The sequence below is a fragment of the Mesorhizobium sp. M1A.F.Ca.IN.020.04.1.1 genome, from assembly GCF_003997315.1.
GTDB lineage: Bacteria > Pseudomonadota > Alphaproteobacteria > Rhizobiales > Rhizobiaceae > Mesorhizobium.
The window spans coordinates 52,451-71,461 of sequence record NZ_RZSN01000004.1; the positions used below are offsets into that span (position 1 = coordinate 52,451).

A 19,011-nucleotide genomic window follows, 5' to 3' on the forward strand; every position below is an offset into this window, starting at 1 on the left:
CCTTGCCGCCGTCGATCTGATCGTCGGTGCGGCGCGATGACAATCGCCGCTGTTCAATCCAAGCCCGTGCCCGCCATCCTGCCCGGCAACGGCGGCATGCGCGGGGCGCTCTCCGACCTCTTCTGGCGCCGGCCGATACTTCTCTTGCTGCTCATGCTGCTGCCGCCGCTTCTGTGGCTGGGCATCGTCTATATAGGCTCGCTTTTCGCGCTGCTTTTGCAGAGCTTTTTCTCGATCGACGAGTTCTCCGGCCTGATCAACCGCGAGTTCACGCTGAAGACCTATGGCGACCTGTTCCAGGCCGCCAATCTCGACATCATCCTGCGCACGGTGACGATGGCGGCGCTCGTGACGCTCGCCTCCGCGGTCATCGCGTTCCCCATCGCCTATTACGCGGCGCGCTATGCGCGCGGCCGCTGGAAGGCGCTGTTCTATCTCGGCGTCATGCTGCCGCTCTGGTCGAGCTATCTGGTCAAGATCTACGCCTGGAAACTGATCCTCGCCAAGGAAGGCATTCTCACTTGGCTGTTAGGCAAGCTCGGCCTGCTATGGCTGCTCGAGGCCTGGCTGTCGTTGCCGATCGTTGGCGGCAACTCGCTGTCGGTCTCCTTCACCGGCACCTTCATCGTCTTCGTCTATGTCTGGCTGCCGTTCATGATCCTGCCTGTGCAGGCGGCGCTGGAACGCGTCCCCGGCAACCTCGTCGAGGCCTCGTCCGATCTCGGCGCCTCGCCCGGCCAGACCTTTCGTAACGTGCTCTTCCCACTGGCGCTGCCGGGCATCGTCGCCGGCTCGATCTTCACCTTCTCGCTGACATTGGGCGACTACATCATCCCGCAGATCATCGGCACCTCGCGCCTGTTCATCGGCCAGGCCGTCTATTCGCAGCAAGGCACCGCCGGCAACATTCCTTTAGCCGCCGCCTTCACCGTGGTGCCCATCGTCATCATGGGCTTCTATCTGTGGGGCGCCAAGCGCATGGGAGCTTTCGATGCGCTCTGATCGCGGCCAATCCGCTCCGCTCGGGCTGAAGATCGCCGCCGCCTGCGGCCTGCTCTTCCTGCATCTGCCGATCCTTTTGATCTTCGTCTATGCCTTCACCACCGAAGAGAAGAGTTTTGTGTGGCCGCCACCGGGTTTGACCACGCAATGGTTCGCCGTCACCTGGAACAGGCCGGATGTCTGGGAGGCGCTGTCGCTGTCGATCCGCGTCGCTGCCATTTCGACCGCGATCGCGCTGGTTCTTGGCACGCTCTGCGCCGCTGCGGTTTCGCGCACGCGCTTCTTCGGCCGCGAGGCGATTTCATTGCTCGTCATCCTGCCGATCGCGCTGCCCGGCATCATCACCGGCATCGCGCTGCGCTCGGCTTTTGCGCTCGCCGACATCCCGTTCTCGTTCTGGACGATCGTGCTCGGCCACGCCACTTTCTGCGTGGTCGTCGTCTACAACAATGCCGTCGCCCGTTTTCGCCGCACCTCAGGCTCGATGATCGAGGCCTCGATGGATCTCGGCGCCGACGGTTTTCAGACGTTTAGGCATGTCGTGCTGCCCAACATTGCAACCGCGCTGCTTGCCGGCGGCATGTTGGCCTTCGCGCTGTCCTTCGACGAGGTCATCGTCACCACCTTCACCGCCGGCCAGCAGCAGACCGTGCCGATCTGGATGCTGGAGGAACTGATCAGACCGCGGCAGCGTCCGGTCACCAATGTCGTCGCCATGGTCGTCGTGCTGGTGACGCTGCTGCCGATCCTCTTTGCCTATTACCTGACCCGCGACGGCGACCAGATCGCCGGCTCGGGCAAATGAAAACAGCGAATAGGGATTAGCCAATAGCGAATAGGGAAAATCGATCGCGAACCCTGCCCGCCATTCGCAACTCGCTGCACGCAACTCGCTACTCGCTACTGCGAAGGGAGAAACCCCCATGGACACCCAGATGCTGATCGGCTCGAAATTCGACAAGGGCACCGAAATCGAGGAGCCGATCCTCAATCCGAAGACCGGCGCGACCATCCTCAACCTGCCGGAAGCAAGTCCGGCGCAGATCGAGGCGGCTGTCAGTGCCGCCGAACGAGCGTTCGTCAGTTGGTCGCGCACCACGCCGGCGCAGCGCTCCGGCTATCTGTTGAAAATCGCCGACCGCATCGAGGCCGAAGCGAAGGAGTTCGCCGCGCTCGAGGCGCTGAATTGCGGCAAGCCGATCAACGCCGTGCTCAATGACGAGATCCCGGCGATCGTCGATTGCTACCGCTTCTTCGCCGGCGCGGTGCGCTCGATGCCAGGCCAGGTCGCGGGCGAGTATCTGCCCGGCCACACTTCGATGGTGCGGCGCGATCCGATCGGCATCGTCGCCTCCATCGCGCCCTGGAACTATCCGCTGATGATGATGGCCTGGAAGCTGGCGCCGGCGATCGGCGGCGGCAACACCGTCGTCTTCAAGCCATCGGAGCAGACGCCGCTGACGGCGCTGAAGCTGGCGAGGATCCTGTCGGAAATCCTGCCCGAGGGCGTCGTCAATGTCGTCCTCGGCCGCGGCGACAGCGTCGGCAACACGCTGATCAATCATCCCAAGGTCAACATGATCTCGATCACCGGCGACGTCGCCACCGGCAAGAAAGTGCTGCAGGCGGCCGCCAAGTCGGTCAAGCGAACCCATCTTGAGCTCGGCGGCAAGGCGCCGGTCGTCGTCTTCGACGACGCCGATCTCGGCGCGGTGGTGAACGGTCTGCGCGCCTTCGGCTACTACAATGCCGGCCAGGACTGCACCGCCGCCTGCCGCATCTATGCCGGCAGGAAGATCTACGACAAGCTGGTCGCCGATCTCTCCTCGGCGGCGTCGACCATCAAATACAATCTGCCCGACGACACCGAGAACGAGATCGGGCCGCTGATCTCGCGCCGCCAGCGCGACCGCGTGTCAAGCTTCGTCGAGCGCGCTTCGGAATTGAAGCACATCGAGATCACCACCGGCGGCAAGCCGGGCGAGGGCTCCGGCTTCTACTACCAGCCGACGGTCGTCGCCGGAGCGTTGCAGGAAGACGAGATCGTGCGCCGCGAGGTGTTCGGCCCGGTCGTCTCGGTCACCCGGTTCTCCGAGGTCGACGAGGCGGTGAACTGGGCGAATGACAGCGACTACGGCCTCGCATCGTCGGTGTGGACCAGGGACGTCTCGCGCGCCATGACGACCGCGGCCCGGCTGCAATATGGCTGCACCTGGATCAACACCCACTTCATGCTCACTAACGAGATGCCGCATGGCGGCCTGAAGCAGTCCGGTTACGGCAAGGACATGTCGCTCTACGCGCTGGAGGACTACACCGCCGTCCGCCATGTGATGGTGGCGCACGGGTAAGCCCTCTACCTCTCCCACAACGGGCGAGGTCGGCCACGCAGGCCGCTACTCGACGATGCGGTAGATGTTCCACAGGCTGGTGCCCGACACCACATAGGGCTCCAGCTCCTTGCCCCATTTGGCGTGCGCCTCGATCTTGGCGATCTTGGCGAAGAACTCCTCCAACTGGGCCAGGCTCTCGACCTGGTGGTGGGTCTCGATCGTCGCTTCGCGTGCGCCGACTGAACCGGTCATGAGCTGGAATTTCAGGTCGGCGAGCCCAACCTGCGAGCCGATCTCGCGCTCCCATTTCCGCATCAGCTCGAGCGCGGTCTGCTTGTGACCGAACTTGGCATCGATCTGCCATCTGGCGCTGAACATCTTGGTTCTCCTCCCTGTCTTGCAGATGAATCCGTTCTTGAGCTACTCGTCCCAGGCCTGCACGACCGTCTGCCGCGCGATGCGGCCGTTCTTCAATTCGAGCATCGCGGCGCAGAACACCTTGGTGCCGTCGGGATAGGCGCAGGCCTGGGTGAAGGCGAGATTGTCGCCCTCGGCGATCGTGGCGTCGACCTTGTGGGTCATCGCCCGGCTGCAGATGTCGTCCCAGAAGGTGCTGATCGCCGCGCGGCCGCGGATTTCGCGCGGCTTGCTCGGCGGGTTGTTGCGGTCGATCACCCGCACCAGCGCATCGTCATTGTAGAAGCTCGCCAGCATCTTGCCGTCACGGCTCTCGATCGCTTTCTTGATCGCCGCGCCGTCCACTGTCTTGGTCAGCATTTCATCCTCCATGTGCCCATCGTCTTGGGTGGTAGATGTCCGAAGCGCTGCCCGACGATTACTGCCGGGCAGGGACTTCTCACTGCGAACTGGCCATGGCGGCTGCGAACAGGTCGTCGGTCTGCTTCTTGACGAGCCCACCTGACGCTTGGCCTGCATGGGACGAATTCATAGTCCTAGAGACACCCCTTTCGCTTCGCCCGAAAGCGCCATGGCACTCATGGCCCGTCCGGGCCAGTGTGCCTTGCCGAGAAGGCCGCCGCAGCAGCGCGCGACGGCAGGTCCAGCTTGAGCAATATGTTGGCGACGTGCCGCTTGACCGTATGCTCGCTGAGCCTCAGCTCGGCGGCGATCGCCGCATTGCTCATGCCGTCGGCAATCAGGTTCACCACCTCGCTTTCCCGCGCCGTCAGTGTAGCTGGCTGCAGGGCCCTGGGCCTGGGGCGGCAGGCCGGTTCCAGATGTTGTTCAGACGTGGCCTGGACCACCGGCAGCGGCTCGCTCAGCTCGTCGAGACTGACACGTCCGGCGTCGATGAAACGCAGGCCGGAGCCTATCGCCAGTTCGGCGACCAACCGCGAAGCGAGGATGTCGCCGGGTCCGGCATGGGTGGCGAGCTGAATGGTCACCCGCGCCGTGAGGCCGACCGGCTGGCCGCGCATTTCGATCTCGCCGACATGCACGCCTTGCCCACTTGCCACGCCAATCTGCTGCGCCGCATCGCGCAGCGCCGCCGCGCAGCGTATGGCGCGCGCCGGCCCGTCGAAACGAGAGATCAGCAATTCGCCGTGCGTGCCGGCAATCCGCCCGCCTTGGCGGCCCACCAGCAGCCGCCATGCTTCCTGGAAGCGCTGGCTGCGCTCGCTCCACATGCGGTCGCCGAGCTTGGCGGTGTCGAATGTGCGCGTCACCAGCAGCGCGGCAAGCACCCGCTCGGTGTCGGCCACCGCCGGCTGGCCGGTCAGGCACTCCTCGATCAGGTCGGCCACCCGGTCGACGTCCCCGGTCCAGATCGGATGGTCGCGGCCGGGTATCTCAGCAAGCCGGGCGCCGCGAATCTTCCTGGCAAGGAAGCGGCTGGCCTCCGGATCGACGCGCGCGTCATTGCGGCGATGGATCAGCAGCGTCGGCGCGTTGATCGCGGACAGAATGCCGCGCACGTCGATGTCTGCATTCATGCGGGCAAGGGCTGCCGCGGCCGTCGGGCCGGCCGACAGCCGTTCGAACCGTGCCCACCACCGGGCGAAATGCGTGTCATCCACCCGGCCTGGCGCGAAATTGGGCAAGGTCGCGCCGGTGCCCCAGCAAGTCTCGGCAATCTCGATGAAGGCTTCCAGGCGCTCCGGCGGCATTACCCATTTGTGGAAATGCGCATAACCGCCATAGAGCACGAGTGCCCGCGTCCGCTCCGGATAGGTGGCGGCAAACAGCATCGCCATCGGTGCGCCTTCCGAAGCGCCGAGGATCGCCGCGCGGCCGCTGCCGGCGGCGTCCATCACCGCGCGCACGTCATCCATGCGGGTCTCCAGGCCGGGCAAATGATGGTTGTCCACGCGGTCCGACAGCCCGGTGCCGCGTTTGTCGAACAGAATCAGCCGTGAAAAAGCCGAAAGCCGCTTCAGCAGGCGGCTGTAGCCCTCGTCTTCCCATTGTAGGTCGAGATTGGAGATGAAGCCGGGGACGAAGACGAGATCGAACGAGCCTTGGCCGACCACCTGATAGGCGATCCGCACATCCCCGCTACGGGCATATCTGGTCTCGATCGGCCTCACGCAACTACCCCGCCCGGCCAGACGATCTCCTGTCCTCAACCATAGCAGAGGCAGCCGGCTTGCGGCAGCGAAACTTTAGAGAGCGGAAATACTAAGACCTTTGGCGCCGATGCGGCCCCGAGGCCCTACTTATGCGGAATGGCGCCCTCAGCCTCCGCAGGCTTGCTGTAACCGAGGCTCTTGTCGGCCTGCTCCGCCGTCAGCGGACGCTTGATCTTGGCGGATGCGGCGATCACCAGCTCGTCGAAATCTTCCGGGTCGCCGTCCAGCAGCTCGAAGAACTGCCGCCGCATCCTGGGCTCCCAGAATTTGTTGATGTGCTCGGCAACGCCGGCAATGCCTTCCTCACGCGGCTTCGAATGGAAGAAGGTGGCGATCTGATTGGCCATGCGCACCAGCTTTTCCTTGGTGCTGGCGATGTGGTCTTCGTCACGCGACATGCTTGGCAACTCCGCAAGCCACCCGGTCGGGGTGGGTGAAAATATCGAAATCGTCGCCGCGCACCAGCGCCACCAGCGTCATCCCGGCGGACTCGGCGGTGCGGATGGCAAGCGCGGTCGGCGCCGAAACCGCCATGATGATCGGGGCACCGATGGCGGCGGTTTTCTGCACCATCTCCACCGACACGCGCGAGGTGACCACGACGGCGCCGCTCGCGCCGTCGATGCCGGCTTTGGCCAGCGCGCCGGCGAGCTTGTCCAGCGCATTGTGGCGGCCGACATCCTCGCGCGCCATCACGATACCTTTGCCGGGAACGTAGAAGCCGGCAGCATGCACCGCCCCGGTCTCGGTGTGCAGCGGCTGCTGCTTCGACAGCAGCTTGACCGAACGCGTGACGTCTTCGGCGTCGAGCGTAAGCTTCGACGAACCGACCGCGTCGACCGACCGCATCGCTTCCTCGATGGATTCGATGCCGCACAGGCCGCAGCCGACCGGCCCGGCAAGCCGGCGCCGTCGCGCCTGGAAGCGCGTGTTGGCCCGGTCCTTCAGCTTGATCTGGATGTCGATGCCGGCGCCGAGATCCTCGACTTCGATCGCCTCGATCTCTGCCGGGTCGGCAACGATGCCTTCGGTGAGCGAGAAGCCGAGCGCGAAATCCTCGAAATCGGCCGGGCTCGCCATCATCACCGCATGGGTGGTGCCGGCATAGGAGAACGCGACCGGCGTCTCCTCCGGCACCATGCGGTTCGCAGCCGCCGTGCCGCCGGCACGACGCGCCAGCCGCGAGATTTGCGTCGTGGCTTTGCGGCGCGCGGCCAAGACTACTCCGCCGCTTCCAGCGGGGCGATGCGGCGGCTCTGCTTGGCCTGCTCGTTATAGTCCCTCTGCCACTCGGTCGGGCCGTTGGATGGCGCCACCTGCACGGCGGTGACCTTGTATTCCGGACAATTGGTCGCCCAGTCCGAGAAGTCGGTCGTGATCACATTGGCTTGCGTGTCCGGGTGGTGGAAGGTCGTGTAGACGACCCCGGGCGACACGCGGTCGGTGATCAGCGCGCGCAGGGTGGTCTCGCCCGAACGGCTCGCCAGCCGCACCCAGTCGCCCTCGCGGATGCCGCGGTTCTCGGCGTCGTGCGGATGGATCTCCAGCCGATCTTCGGCATGCCAGGCGACGTTTTCGGTACGCCTGGTCTGCGCGCCGACATTGTACTGCGACAGGATACGCCCGGTGGTGAGCAGCAGCGGGTAGCGCGGGCCGGTCCGCTCGTCCGTCGCGACATATTCGGTGCGGATGAACTTGCCCTTGCCGCGCACGAAGCCGTCGACATGCATGATCGGCGTGCCGAGCGGTGCCTTCTCGTTGCAGGGCCACTGCACCGATCCGACACGGTCGAGCAGCTCGAAGGAGACGCCGGCGAAGCTCGGCGTCGTCTTGGCGATCTCGTCCATGATCTCAGACGGGTGCGTGTAGTTCCAGTCCAGTCCAATGGCGCGGGCGAGCTCCTGCGTCGCCTCCCAGTCGGCGTAGCGGGCCTTCGGCTCCAGCACCTTGCGCACCATGTTGATGCGGCGCTCGGCATTGGTGAAGGTGCCGTCCTTCTCCAGGAAGGTCGAGCCCGGCAGGAAGACATGCGCGTAGTTTGCCGTCTCATTGAGGAAGAGGTCGTGCACGACGACGCACTCCATCGCGGCCAGCCCTGCGGCGACATGCTTGGTATCGGGGTCGGACTGCAGGATGTCCTCGCCCTGGATGTAGATGCCCTTGAATGAGCCGTCGACGGCGGCATCCAGCATGTTGGGGATGCGCAGGCCGGGCTCCTCGTCCAGCTTCACGCCCCACAGGCTCTCATAGATGTCGCGCACGGCTTCGCCGGAGATATGGCGATAGCCCGGCAGCTCATGCGGGAAGGAACCCATGTCGCAGGAGCCCTGGACATTGTTCTGGCCGCGCAGCGGGTTCACGCCGACGCCCGGACGGCCGATATTGCCGGTGGCCATGGCGAGGTTGGCGATCGCCATCACCGTAGTCGAGCCTTGGCTGTGCTCGGTGACGCCGAGGCCGTAATAGATCGCGCCGTTGCCGCCCTTGGCGTAAAGGCGCGCGGCACCCCGGATCGCTTCAGGATCGACGCCGGACAGCTTGCCGACCGTCTCGGGGCTGTTTTCCGGCAGGGCGACGAAGGACGCCCAGTCCTGGAACTCGGCCCAGTCGCAGCGCTCGCGGATAAAGGCTTCGTCGAACAGGCCCTCGGTGACGATGACGTGGGCCAGTGCCGTCAGCACCGCGACGTTGGTGCCGGGCTTCAGCGGCAGGTGGTAGTCGGCCTCGACATGCGCCGACTTCACCATCTCGGTGCGGCGCGGGTCGAGCACGATCAGCTTGGCGCCCTCACGCAGCCGCTTCTTCAGCCGCGAGGCGAACACCGGATGCGCCGTAGCGGGATTGGCACCGATGATGACGGCAACGTCGGTGTATTCGACCGAGTCGAAGTCCTGCGTGCCGGCCGAGGTGCCGTAGGTCTGGCCGAGGCCGTAGCCGGTCGGCGAATGGCAGACGCGCGCGCAGGTGTCGACATTGTTGTTGCGGAAGCCCTGCCGCACCAGCTTCTGGACGAGATAGGTCTCCTCGTTCGTGCAGCGCGAGGAGGTGATGCCGCCGATCGAGCCGCGTCCGTACTGGTACTGGATGCGGCGGAATTCCTTTGCCGTATGGGCGATCGCCTCTTCCCAGCTCACCTCGCGCCACGGATCGGTGATCTTCTCCCGGATCATCGGCGACAGGATCCGATCCTTGTGGGTGGCATAGCCATAGGCAAAACGGCCTTTGACGCAGGAATGGCCGTGGTTCGCCTTGCCGTCCTTGTAGGGCATCATGCGGATGACTTCGTCACCCTTCACTTCCGCCTTGAACGAGCAGCCGACGCCGCAATAGGCGCAGGTCGTGACGGCCGAGCGCTCCGGCATGCCCTTCTCGAGCACGGTCTTCTCGCGCAATGCGTCGGTCGGGCAGGCCTGCACGCAGGCGCCGCAGGACACGCATTCGGAAGCGATGAAATCCTCATGCATGCCGGCGACCATGCGGGACTCGAAGCCGCGGCCCTCGATGGTCAGCGCGAAGGTGCCCTGCACCTCTTCGCAGGCGCGCACGCAGCGTGAGCAGACGATGCACTGCGCCGGATCATAGGTGAAGTAGGGGTTGGACTCATCGCGGGCGATGTAGTCGACCGCCAGCGAGCCATGGCCGGGCGCCACGCCGCCTTCTTCCTTGACGTGGTTGCGGCCTTCGACGCCGTAGCGGTTCTCGGTCAGACCGACCGACTCCGCAACCGCGTCGAACTCGCTGGCGCCGGTTCCGGCCTTCTCGTTCCAGCCGGTCGGATGGTCGGAGACGTAGAGTTCCATGACGCCACGGCGGATGGCATCGAGCCGCTCGGACTGCGTGCGCACCACCATGCCCTCGCCGACCGGCGTCGTGCAGGATGCGGGCGTGCCGCCGCGGCCGTCGATCTCGACCAGGCAGACGCGGCACGAGCCGAAAGAGTCCAGCATGTCGGTGGCGCAGAGCTTCGGGATCTCGACCCCGCCTTCCATCGCCGCGCGCATGATCGAGGTGCCTTCCGGCACGGTGATGCTTTGCCCGTCAACGGTCAGCGTCACCTGCTTCGCCGCTCTCGACTCCGGCGTTCCGTAGTCGATCTCTTCGATGAGTGTCGGGAAGTCGGCTTTGATGTTCATCTGCCAGCTCCTATTCGGCAGCCACGCGCGTCGGCGCCGGCTTGAAATCCTCGGGGAAATGCGTGATCGAGCTCATCACCGGGTAGGGCGTGAAGCCGCCCAGGGCGCAGAGCGATCCGAACTTCATCGTGTTGCAGAGGTCGGTGACCAGAGCGAGGTTCTTCTCCGCCTCGATGCCCGCGGCGACCTTGTCCAGAACCTCCATGCCGCGCGTCGAGCCGATGCGGCAGGGCGTGCACTTGCCGCAGCTTTCGATGGCGCAGAACTCCATGGCAAAGCGCGCCTGCTTCATCATGTCGGCGCTGTCGTCGAACACGGTTATGCCGGCATGCCCGATCAGCCCGTCCTTGGCAGCAAAAGCCTCGTAATCGAACGGCGTGTCGAAAAGCGCGCGTGGGAAATAGGCGCCGAGCGGGCCGCCGACCTGCACCGCCTTCACCGGCCGCCCCGAAGCCGTGCCGCCGCCGATCTCGTCGACGATTTCGCCCAGCGTCAGGCCGAAGGCCGTCTCGAACAGGCCGCCATGCTTGACGTTGCCGGCGATCTGGATCGGGATCGTGCCGCGCGAACGGCCCATGCCGAAATCCTTGTAGTAGGCGGCGCCCTTGTCCATGATGATCGGCACGGAGGCCAGGCTGATCACGTTGTTGATCACCGTCGGCTTGCCGAACAACCCTTGGATCGCCGGCAGCGGCGGCTTGGCGCGCACCACGCCGCGCTTGCCTTCCAAGCTGTTGAGCAACGAGGTTTCCTCGCCGCAGACATAGGCGCCGGCCCCGACGCGGATTTCCATGTCGAAGGCGTTGGGCGAGCCAAGCACATTGACGCCGAGCACGCCTGCCTTGCGGGCGATCGCCACGGCCTTATTCATCGTCGCCACCGCATGCGGATATTCCGAGCGGATATAGACGAAGCCCTTGGTCGCGCCGGTGGCGATGCCGGCGATCGCCATGCCTTCGATCAGCACGAAGGGATCGCCCTCCATGATCATGCGGTCGGCGAAGGTGGCGCTGTCGCCCTCGTCGGCATTGCAGACGATGTATTTGCGTTCGGAATTCGTATCGAGAACCGTCTTCCACTTGATGCCGGTCGGGAAGCCTGCGCCGCCGCGGCCGCGCAGGCCGGACTCGGTCACCTGGTTCACGACGTCCGCCGGCGCCATGGCGACCGCGTTCTGCAGGCCTCTCAGACCGCCATGCGACTTATAGCTGTCGAGCGACAGCGGGTCGATGACGCCACAGCGCGCGAAGGTCAGCCGCGTCTGCTTGGCGAGGAAGGGGATCTTGTCTGGCGCACCCAGCCAGCGCTTGTGATGGCCACCCTTGAGGAAACCGCTGTCGAACAGGCTTTTCACGTCAGACGGCTTGACCGGCCCGTAGGCGACGCGGCCCTCGGCGGTCGCAACCTCGACCATCGGCTCCAGGAAATAGGCGCCGCGCGAGCCGTTGCGCACGATCTTGGCCTCGACGCCGCGCTCCTTGAGCTCCTTCTCGATCGCCCTGGCGACCTTTTCGGCGCCGAGCGCCAGAGCACCGGAATCGGCAGGGATGTAGATGCGCGGGATCATGAACGCACCTCCGCGACGATCTCTTCGATCTTCTCGTCGTCGAGCCGGCCGATCACTTCGCCGTCGAGCATCGCCGACGGCGAGCAGGCGCAAAGCCCGAGGCAATAGACCGGCTCCAGTGTAACCGATCCGTCGCGTGCGGTCTCGTGAAAATCGATGCCGAGCAGTTGCTTGACCTTGGTGGCGACGGCTTCCGAACCCATCGACTGGCAGGCTTCCGCCTGGCAGAGCTTCAGCACATGCCGGCCGGCCGGCTTGGCGCGGAAATCGTGATAGAAGGTGACGACGCCATGCACCTCCGCTCTCGAGAGGTTCAGCCCGTCGGCGATGACCGGAAGCGCCGCCTGCGGCACATGTCCGAATTCTTCCTGGATGCCGTGGAGAATCGGCAGCAGCGGACCTTCGAGGTCCTTCAATTCCTCGATGATCGCCGCTATGCGCGACGCGATCTCGGTACTTGCAGGCTGCATCGGCATGCAGCGCCCTCCCTGGCCGTGGCGCCAACACATATGTCACCCCAAAATATAGAGCGGTTTTGGGGCAACGACATGCACAGGGCGCAATATCGCTAAGTCCTTATGAAATCAGAGGAAACCTCCGAGATCAATAAAGCAGTCTCGTCGCTTGATAGAAATTTTCTATCAAAAACGCTGAGCCCGCATTGTCTAGCCTAGCGGTGGGAACGGAAATCGTCTGCCAGCGCCATTGCCTCGTCCAGCAGCGCCTGCACCAGCGGCGTGTGCGGCTCGCGCGGCGCCGCCACCAGCCCGACCGTGTGGCTGGCATCCGGATCGACTATCGGAATGGCCCGGATCGGTTCGGAAAAGCCGAATGTTTCCGCAAGGTTGAGCGGCATGATCGACGACCACTTGCCGGTCCGGATATGCGAGAACAGCACGATCATCGAGTTGGATTCCAGTGTCGGCCGCACCTGCACGCCGGCTTCCGCCAGATGCTGGTCGATGATGCGGCGGTTCTGCATGTCCGGCGTCAGCAGGCAGAGCGGCAACTGGCTGATCTCTGCCCACGTCACTTTGTCGCGGTCGGAATAGGGGTTGCCGACTGCCGTGATCAGCTGGTAGCGCTCGTCATAGAGCGGCACGCTGGTTACCCGCCCCAGCGGCTCGTTGTCGAGATAGGTGATGCCGGCATCGACATCGAGATTGCCGAGCAGCGTCAGCACCTCGATCGAGGTCCGTGACAGCACCGAAAAGGTGACGCCGGGATGCTTGTCGCGGAATGGCGTCGTCAGCCGCGCCACCATGGCGAGCGCCGTCGGAACGGCGGCGATGCGGATGCGGCCGGACAGGCCGTGGCGCGCCGCCCGCATCTCCTCGCGCATGGTCCTTGAATCGCCGACGATGCGGCGCGCCCAAACCAGCACCTGCTTGCCTTCCGGCGTCAGACCCTGGAAACGCGAGCCGCGCAGCACCAGCATGACGCCGAGCTGCTCCTCGAGCTGCTTGATGCCGGCCGACAGCGTCGGCTGGGTGACGCCGCACACCTCGGCGGCGCGGCCGAAATGCTCTTCCCTGGCTAAAGCGATGAAGAATTCCAGCTTGTCGATCATGTCATCCGATCCACGGTCTGCCCAAGGTCGGGGAAATCGCTTTGCTTCGCAAGGCGGATGAACGATAGGATCTCATCCACATTTTTGAGCCGGCTTATCTGTTTTCCCGCGCCGCGCATGGCGCTATGTGGGGTAGGCGGAAGCAGGGAGGAGCAGATGCTGGGTTGGTTTCGCAGACTGTTGCCGCGCGAGGATCGCTTCTTCGAACTGTTCGAACGGCATTCGCGCACGGTGGTCGGCGGCGCCGAGGCGCTTGAGCAGCTTCTCCAGGGCCGGGACATCGACCGCTGGTGCCAGACGATCGTCGATCTGGAGGACGAAGCGGACGGGATCACCGCGGAGGTGCTGCTTGCCGTCAGGCGCTCCTTCATCACGCCCTTCGACCGCGGCGACATCAAGGATCTGATCCAGTCGATGGATGATGCCATCGATACGATGCACAAGGCCGTCAAGACGGTGAAATTGTTCGAGATGAGGGAATTCGATCCGCTGATGCGGGAAATGGGCAGCGTCATCGTCGAGGCCGCCCGCCTGGTAGCAGAGGCCATCCCACTGCTCGGCAAGGTTGGCGCCAACGCCGCGCGGCTGAACGCCATCGCCGAAGAAGTCATGCGCGTTGAGGGCCGCGCCGACGACCTGCACGAGCAGGGCCTGAAGGACCTGTTCAAGCGGCACGGCCGCAGCGACCCTATGGCCTACCTGATCGGCTCGGAGATTTACGGCCAGCTGGAAAAGGTGGTCGACCGTTTCGAGGACGTCGCTAACGAGATCAGCGGCATCGCGATCGAGAACGTCTAACAGATGGACGCCGCGATCGCCTTTCCCCTGCTGGTCGGCCTCGTCGCCGTGGCGCTGTTCTTCGATTTCCTCAACGGCCTGCACGATGCCGCCAACTCGATCGCGACTATCGTCTCCACCCGCGTGCTGAGGCCGCACTATGCCGTGTTCTGGGCGGCTTTCTTCAATTTCATCGCCTTCCTGTTCTTCGGTCTGCATGTCGCCGAGACGGTGGGAAAGGGCATCGTCGACGCCGAGATCGTGACTCCGGCAGTTATCTTCGCCGCGCTCATCGGAGCCATCGTCTGGAACATCGTCACTTGGATCGCCGGCATTCCGTCGAGCAGCTCGCATGCGCTGATCGGCGGGTTGGTCGGCGCCGGCGTCGCCAAGGCCGGCCCCGGGGCCATCGTCTGGTCCGGGCTCGGCAAGACGGCCGCGGCGATCGTGCTCTCGCCGGCGACCGGATTCGTGCTGGCGCTTGTCCTTATCCTCATCGTCTCATGGCTGTTCGTTCGGCAGACGCCGTTCGCGGTCGATAACAGCTTTCGCGTCCTGCAGTTCTTCTCTGCCTCGCTCTATTCGCTGGGGCACGGCGGCAATGACGCGCAGAAGACCATGGGCATCATCGCCGTGCTGCTCTATTCGCAAGGCATGCTCGGCCAGAGCTTCCACGTGCCGTTCTGGGTGGTCATCACCTGCCAGTCGGCATTGGCGCTGGGCACGCTCTTCGGCGGCTGGCGCATCGTGCACACGATGGGATCGAAGATCACTCGGCTGAACCCGATGCAGGGTTTTTGCGCCGAGACCGGCGGGGCGATAACGTTGTTCGCCGCCACCTGGCTCGGTGTCCCGGTCTCGACCACGCATACAATCACCGGCGCCATCATCGGCGTGGGTGCTGCCCGCCGCGTCTCGGCGGTGCGCTGGGGCATTGCCGGCAACATTGTCGTGGCGTGGGTGATCACCCTGCCGGCGACGGCGGCGATTTCGGCGTTGACCTATTTTGTCACGCGCCTGGCGGTCTGAGGCAAAGCTGGTGCTGAAATCTACTCGCCCGCAAGACACAGTATGTTGCCGTCCGGGTCCTTGAACCAGGCGACCTTCATGCCGTAGCCGACATGGACATCGCCCTCGAGCGTCAGCCCGGGCATCTCATAGCGCTCGAAGGTGACGCCCTTCGACTTCAGCGCCTGGACAATGGCGCCGATCTGGTCGCCGACCGTCCAGGTCAACGCCGTCGCCTTGTTGGTACCGGCGAATTCTGAACGATAGACGTTGATGACCGTGTCTCCGCTTTTGTAGACGATCAGTTCTCCGGCCATGTCGTCGACAGGCTTGAGGCCCAGCGTTCCTTCGTAAAAGCCCTGCGCTCTCGAAAGGTCTTTCACCGCCACATTGGCCGCTGCGTTGCTGTTTGCGAGCATGACAGTCTCCTTTTCCGGTTGCCGTCGCTCATGGCAACCGAGATAGGGCCCCTGGATCGATTGGCCATGGCAATCGGCGGATCGGGACGCGCTCGGGCAAATCCGACACCACCGGTCGTTTTCCGGAGCACGCCGGACGAGCCATTGCGCCACGGCTTGGTTCTGCCGGGAAACTGCACTATCTGGAACGCCAAACTCCGAGGAAAGACCATGGCTGTAACCAAGGAAACCGTCATCGAGCGCCTGAGGACGGTCAATGGACCGGACTTCACCGGCAACATCGTCGACCTCGGCCTGGTATCTGAGATTTTCATCGCCGATTCCAAGGTGTTTTTCTCGATTACCGTTCCCGCCGCCCGCGCCCAGGAGATGGAGCCGCTGCGCGCCGCCGCCGAGCGTGTCGTCAAGGCGATCCCCGGCGTCGCCAACGCCGTCGTCGCGCTGACGGCGGAGAAGAAGGGCGGTGGCATGGAGGCGCCGGTTCGGCCGGCTTCGCAAGCAGCGTCGCCACGACCTGCTCCCCAGGCAGCGCCGCAGCGTCCTGGCCCGCAGGCGCCGGCTTCTCACAGTCACGGCAAACGCGGCGTGCCCGGCATCGATGCGATCATCGCGGTCGCGTCCGGCAAGGGCGGCGTCGGCAAATCGACCACCGCCGTCAACCTGGCGCTCGGCCTTGCCGCCAATGGGCTAAGCGTCGGCGTGCTCGATGCCGATATCTACGGGCCGTCAATGCCGAGGCTGCTCAACATTCACGGCCGGCCGCAGACGGTCGACGGCAAGATCCTGAAGCCGATGCAGAATTACGGCCTCAAGGTGATGTCGATGGGCTTCCTGGTCGACGAGGAGACGCCGATGATCTGGCGCGGCCCGATGGTCATGTCGGCGCTCACCCAGATGCTGCGCGAGGTCGAATGGGGACCGCTCGACGTGCTGGTCGTCGATATGCCGCCCGGCACCGGCGATGCCCAGCTCACCATGGCCCAGCAGGTGCCGCTGGCCGGTGCCGTCATCGTCTCGACGCCGCAGGACCTGGCGCTCATCGATGCGCGCAAGGGCCTCAACATGTTCAAGAAGGTCGACGTGCCGCTGCTCGGCATCGTCGAGAACATGAGCTATTTCCTCGCGCCCGACACCGGCAGGCGCTACGACATCTTCGGCCATGGCGGCGCGCGCCGCGAGGCCGAACGGCTCGGCGTCACCTTCCTTGGCGAGGTGCCGCTGGAGATGGGCATCCGCGAAAGCTCGGACGCCGGCGCCCCGGTGGTCGCATCCAAGCCGGACGGCGCCGAGGCGAAGATCTATCGCGATATCGCCGCGAGGGTATGGGACAGGGTCCAAGAGGAACGCGGCGCCGCCGAGGCGGCAGTGCCCAGCATCGTGTTCGAGTAATTCGCCGGGCCGCAGCTAGGTGTCCGATTTCCTTTCCAGCCGGGAATCGCCTCCTTCAGGATTTCCGGGTCGTTGAGGGCGTCCCACACTTTCTCGACGGGTGCGGCGATCCGCTCCTCGCCTTCGATCACCAAGGCCATCAAGACCTCCCGGATTGCTGGCCTCGATTGGTCCTAGGCCGCGGCCCTTTCTATGTCTATCGCACCAAAGTGCGGGTCTGCGGCGTGTCTGCCTCTTGCCTGCATGAGCGCGTTGTCATATCGATTTGTCATACAAATACGGAGACCACGATGGCAGGCGCCCCCACCAAGAAGAAGAAATTTCGCTCGCAGGAGTGGTTCGACAATCCCGACAACCCGGGCATGACGGCGCTCTATCTCGAGCGCTACCTCAATTACGGGCTGACCCGCGCCGAGCTGATGTCGGGCAAGCCGCTGATCGGTATCGCGCAGACGGGTTCTGATCTCTCGCCCTGCAACCGGCACCATCTCGAGCTCGCCAAGCGCGTGCGCGAAGGCATTGTCTCGATGGGCGGCATCCCCTTCGAGTTCCCGTGCCACCCGATCCAGGAGACCGGCAAGCGGCCGACGGCGGCGCTCGACCGCAACCTCGCCTATCTCAGCCTCGTCGAGGTGCTCTACGGCTATCCGCTCGACGGCGTCGTGCTGACCATCGGCTGCGACAAGACTACGCCCGCGCTCTTGATGGCGGCGGCGACCGTCAACATTCCGGCGATCGCGCTTTCGGTCGGCCCGATGCTCAATGGCTGGCATAAGGGCAAGCGCACCGGCTCCGGCACCATTGTCTGGGAATCGCGCCAGCGGCTGTCGGCCGGCGAGATCAATTATGACGAGTTCATGGACATCGTCGCCTCCTCGGCGCCGTCGACCGGCTATTGCAACACCATGGGTACCGCCACCACCATGAACTCGCTGGCCGAAGCGCTCGGCATGCAGCTGCCGGGCTCGGCCGCGATCCCCGCGCCCTATCGCGAGCGCGGCCAGATTGCCTACGAGACCGGCAAGCGCATCGTCGATATGGTGCATGAGGACCTGAAGCCGTCGGACATCATGACCCGCCAGGCGTTCGAGAATGCCATCGTCGTCAATTCGGCCATCGGCGGCTCGACCAACGCGCCGATCCACCTCAATGCCATCGCCCGCCATCTCGGCGTGCCGCTCGACAATGACGACTGGCAGAACATCGGCCTTAACGTGCCGCTGATCGTCAACCTGCAGCCGACGGGCGAGTATCTCGGCGAGGACTATCACCATGCCGGCGGCGTGCCGGCCGTCGTGGCGGAGTTGCTGAAAGGCGGACTATTGCCGCACCCCGACGCGATCACCGCCAACGGCAAATCGATCGGCGACAATTGCCGCGGCGCGGTCAACGAGAATCATGATGTCATCCGCGGCGTCGACAAGCCGCTCAAGAGCAATGCCGGCTTCATCAACCTCAAGGGCAATCTGTTCGATTCCGCCATCATGAAGACCAGCGGCATCTCGCCCGAATTCCGCGAGCGCTATCTCTCGAACCCGAACGATCCGGAGGCTTTCGAAGGCAACGCCATGGTCTTCGACGGCCCGGAGGATTACCACGCCCGCATCGACGATCCGGCGCAGGGCATCGACGAGCACACGATCCTGTTCATGCGCGGCGCCGGCCCGGTCGGCTATCCGGGCGGCGCCGAGGTGGTCAACATGCAGCCGCCGGCCCATCTCATCAAGAAGGGCATCCATTCGCTGGCCTGCATCGGCGACGGTCGCCAGTCCGGCACGTCGGGTTCGCCATCGATCCTCAACGCCTCGCCGGAGGCAGCGGTCGGCGGCGGGCTGGCGCTGCTCAAGACTGGCGACCGCGTCCGCATCGACCTGAGGAAGGGCACCGCCAATATCCTTGTCGGCGACGAGGAGATCGCCAGGCGGCGGGCAGCGCTGCAGGGCAATGGCGGCTATGACTATCCCGAGCACCAGACGCCCTGGCAGGAGATCCAGCGCGGCATGGTCGACCAGTTCTCCGCCGGCATGGTGCTGAAGCCGGCGGTGAAATATCAGGATGTCGCGCACACCAGGGGCGTCCCGCGCGACAACCACTGAATTCAGAGCACGGCGAAAATCGAAGGGCGGACCGCTTTCCGGCGGACCGCCCTTTCTCATGGCCCTTGTTTCGGCCGCGGGGCGTCTACAGATTAGCCCGATCCCGGCGGCCCTACGAAGGGAGGC

17 protein-coding genes and 1 pseudogene are annotated in these 19,011 nt (G+C 64.6%); 7 read left to right on the forward strand and 11 right to left on the reverse strand.

The window, feature by feature from the left end; translation table 11 throughout:
- Positions 1-96: 96 nt before the first annotated feature.
- The 3 genes from EOA49_RS02215 to EOA49_RS02225 all read left to right on the forward strand — a co-directional run bounded on the left by EOA49_RS02215 (position 97) and on the right by EOA49_RS02225 (position 3,353).
- On the forward strand, positions 97-1,002 hold the full coding sequence (locus EOA49_RS02215; RefSeq protein WP_206519861.1) for an ABC transporter permease: 906 nt from the start codon (positions 97-99) through the stop codon (positions 1,000-1,002).
- A complete protein-coding gene (locus EOA49_RS02220; RefSeq protein WP_067003601.1) occupies positions 992-1,807 on the forward strand; it encodes an ABC transporter permease in 816 nt (271 codons plus the stop codon). Before EOA49_RS02215 ends, EOA49_RS02220 begins: the two co-directional genes overlap by 11 nt.
- A 118-nt stretch (positions 1,808-1,925) precedes the next feature.
- The gene (locus EOA49_RS02225; RefSeq protein ID WP_127239652.1) at positions 1,926-3,353 is read left to right on the forward strand and encodes a gamma-aminobutyraldehyde dehydrogenase; all 1,428 of its coding nucleotides are present in this window, start codon (positions 1,926-1,928) and stop codon (positions 3,351-3,353) included.
- Positions 3,354-3,398: 45 nt separating this feature from the next.
- Here EOA49_RS02225 and EOA49_RS02230 read toward each other — a convergent pair whose 3' ends face one another.
- The 9 genes from EOA49_RS02230 to EOA49_RS02270 form a co-directional block, all read right to left on the reverse strand.
- Positions 3,399-3,713: a hypothetical protein gene (locus tag EOA49_RS02230; protein ID WP_067003605.1), complete on the reverse strand. Its 315-nt coding sequence runs from the start codon at positions 3,711-3,713 to the stop codon at positions 3,399-3,401.
- 42 nt (positions 3,714-3,755) lie between these two features.
- The gene (locus tag EOA49_RS02235; protein ID WP_095782332.1) at positions 3,756-4,112 is read right to left on the reverse strand and encodes a nuclear transport factor 2 family protein; all 357 of its coding nucleotides are present in this window, start codon (positions 4,110-4,112) and stop codon (positions 3,756-3,758) included.
- 218 nt (positions 4,113-4,330) lie between these two features.
- Positions 4,331-5,884 carry an alpha/beta fold hydrolase gene (locus EOA49_RS02240; RefSeq protein ID WP_127239651.1) on the reverse strand — a complete coding sequence of 518 codons (1,554 nt, stop codon included), beginning with the start codon at positions 5,882-5,884 and terminating at the stop codon, positions 4,331-4,333.
- 125 nt (positions 5,885-6,009) lie between these two features.
- Positions 6,010-6,324, reverse strand: a complete 315-nt coding sequence (locus EOA49_RS02245; RefSeq protein WP_127239650.1) for a formate dehydrogenase subunit delta — start codon at positions 6,322-6,324, stop codon at positions 6,010-6,012.
- The gene (fdhD, locus tag EOA49_RS02250) at positions 6,314-7,144 is read right to left on the reverse strand and encodes a formate dehydrogenase accessory sulfurtransferase FdhD (protein ID WP_067003611.1); all 831 of its coding nucleotides are present in this window, start codon (positions 7,142-7,144) and stop codon (positions 6,314-6,316) included. Before fdhD ends, EOA49_RS02245 begins: the two co-directional genes overlap by 11 nt.
- A gap of 2 nt (positions 7,145-7,146) precedes the next feature.
- The gene (fdhF, locus tag EOA49_RS02255) at positions 7,147-10,059 is read right to left on the reverse strand and encodes a formate dehydrogenase subunit alpha (RefSeq protein ID WP_127239649.1); all 2,913 of its coding nucleotides are present in this window, start codon (positions 10,057-10,059) and stop codon (positions 7,147-7,149) included.
- Between the two features lie 10 nt (positions 10,060-10,069).
- Positions 10,070-11,626, reverse strand: coding sequence for an NADH-quinone oxidoreductase subunit NuoF (locus EOA49_RS02260; protein ID WP_127214952.1), 1,557 nt, complete (start codon positions 11,624-11,626; stop codon positions 10,070-10,072).
- Positions 11,623-12,102, reverse strand: coding sequence for a formate dehydrogenase subunit gamma (locus EOA49_RS02265; protein ID WP_067003616.1), 480 nt, complete (start codon positions 12,100-12,102; stop codon positions 11,623-11,625). Before EOA49_RS02265 ends, EOA49_RS02260 begins: the two co-directional genes overlap by 4 nt.
- A 194-nt stretch (positions 12,103-12,296) precedes the next feature.
- On the reverse strand, positions 12,297-13,196 hold the full coding sequence (locus tag EOA49_RS02270) for a LysR family transcriptional regulator (protein ID WP_067003618.1): 900 nt from the start codon (positions 13,194-13,196) through the stop codon (positions 12,297-12,299).
- 156 nt (positions 13,197-13,352) lie between these two features.
- Between EOA49_RS02270 and EOA49_RS02275 the strand changes: the two genes are divergently transcribed.
- Both EOA49_RS02275 and EOA49_RS02280 read left to right on the forward strand, forming a co-directional pair.
- Positions 13,353-13,994 (forward strand): DUF47 domain-containing protein, encoded by a 642-nt coding sequence (locus EOA49_RS02275; RefSeq protein ID WP_067003620.1) that lies wholly within the window; start codon positions 13,353-13,355, stop codon positions 13,992-13,994.
- Between the two features lie 3 nt (positions 13,995-13,997).
- Complete coding sequence (locus tag EOA49_RS02280) at positions 13,998-15,002, forward strand: inorganic phosphate transporter (RefSeq protein WP_067324384.1); 1,005 nt, start codon at positions 13,998-14,000, stop codon at positions 15,000-15,002.
- 20 nt (positions 15,003-15,022) lie between these two features.
- On the opposite strand, the gene EOA49_RS02285 is transcribed toward EOA49_RS02280, so the two are convergent.
- The gene (locus EOA49_RS02285) at positions 15,023-15,400 is read right to left on the reverse strand and encodes a VOC family protein (protein ID WP_067003624.1); all 378 of its coding nucleotides are present in this window, start codon (positions 15,398-15,400) and stop codon (positions 15,023-15,025) included.
- A gap of 210 nt (positions 15,401-15,610) precedes the next feature.
- Here EOA49_RS02285 and EOA49_RS02290 point away from each other — a divergent pair, with 210 nt between their 5' ends.
- Positions 15,611-16,789, forward strand: coding sequence for an Mrp/NBP35 family ATP-binding protein (locus EOA49_RS02290; protein ID WP_095799272.1), 1,179 nt, complete (start codon positions 15,611-15,613; stop codon positions 16,787-16,789).
- 38 nt (positions 16,790-16,827) lie between these two features.
- On the opposite strand, the pseudogene EOA49_RS02295 reads toward EOA49_RS02290, so the two are convergent.
- A pseudogene (locus tag EOA49_RS02295) lies at positions 16,828-16,929 on the reverse strand (SRPBCC domain-containing protein); the annotation flags it as partial.
- Positions 16,930-17,079: 150 nt separating this feature from the next.
- Between EOA49_RS02295 and EOA49_RS02300 the strand changes: the two are divergent.
- Entirely contained in the window at positions 17,080-18,885 is a 1,806-nt protein-coding gene (locus EOA49_RS02300; protein ID WP_095782337.1) for an IlvD/Edd family dehydratase, read from the forward strand.
- The last annotated feature ends 126 nt before the right edge of the window (positions 18,886-19,011 follow it).

Excerpts from the sequence above, each read along its gene's own strand:
- EOA49_RS02215 (WP_206519861.1), top strand. The coding sequence starts at position 97 with ATGCGCGGGGCGCTCTCCGACCTCTTCTGGCGCCGGCCGATACTTCTC.
- EOA49_RS02220 (WP_067003601.1), top strand. The coding sequence starts at position 992 with ATGCGCTCTGATCGCGGCCAATCCGCTCCGCTCGGGCTGAAGATCGCC.
- EOA49_RS02225 (WP_127239652.1), top strand. The coding sequence starts at position 1,926 with ATGGACACCCAGATGCTGATCGGCTCGAAATTCGACAAGGGCACCGAA.
- EOA49_RS02230 (WP_067003605.1), bottom strand. The coding sequence starts at position 3,713 with ATGTTCAGCGCCAGATGGCAGATCGATGCCAAGTTCGGTCACAAGCAG.
- EOA49_RS02235 (WP_095782332.1), bottom strand. The coding sequence starts at position 4,112 with ATGCTGACCAAGACAGTGGACGGCGCGGCGATCAAGAAAGCGATCGAG.
- EOA49_RS02245 (WP_127239650.1), bottom strand. The coding sequence starts at position 6,324 with ATGTCGCGTGACGAAGACCACATCGCCAGCACCAAGGAAAAGCTGGTG.
- fdhF (WP_127239649.1), bottom strand. The coding sequence starts at position 10,059 with ATGAACATCAAAGCCGACTTCCCGACACTCATCGAAGAGATCGACTAC.
- EOA49_RS02260 (WP_127214952.1), bottom strand. The coding sequence starts at position 11,626 with ATGATCCCGCGCATCTACATCCCTGCCGATTCCGGTGCTCTGGCGCTC.
- EOA49_RS02265 (WP_067003616.1), bottom strand. The coding sequence starts at position 12,102 with ATGCCGATGCAGCCTGCAAGTACCGAGATCGCGTCGCGCATAGCGGCG.
- EOA49_RS02270 (WP_067003618.1), bottom strand. The coding sequence starts at position 13,196 with ATGATCGACAAGCTGGAATTCTTCATCGCTTTAGCCAGGGAAGAGCAT.
- EOA49_RS02275 (WP_067003620.1), top strand. The coding sequence starts at position 13,353 with ATGCTGGGTTGGTTTCGCAGACTGTTGCCGCGCGAGGATCGCTTCTTC.
- EOA49_RS02280 (WP_067324384.1), top strand. The coding sequence starts at position 13,998 with ATGGACGCCGCGATCGCCTTTCCCCTGCTGGTCGGCCTCGTCGCCGTG.
- EOA49_RS02285 (WP_067003624.1), bottom strand. The coding sequence starts at position 15,400 with ATGCTCGCAAACAGCAACGCAGCGGCCAATGTGGCGGTGAAAGACCTT.
- EOA49_RS02290 (WP_095799272.1), top strand. The coding sequence starts at position 15,611 with ATGGCTGTAACCAAGGAAACCGTCATCGAGCGCCTGAGGACGGTCAAT.
- EOA49_RS02300 (WP_095782337.1), top strand. The coding sequence starts at position 17,080 with ATGGCAGGCGCCCCCACCAAGAAGAAGAAATTTCGCTCGCAGGAGTGG.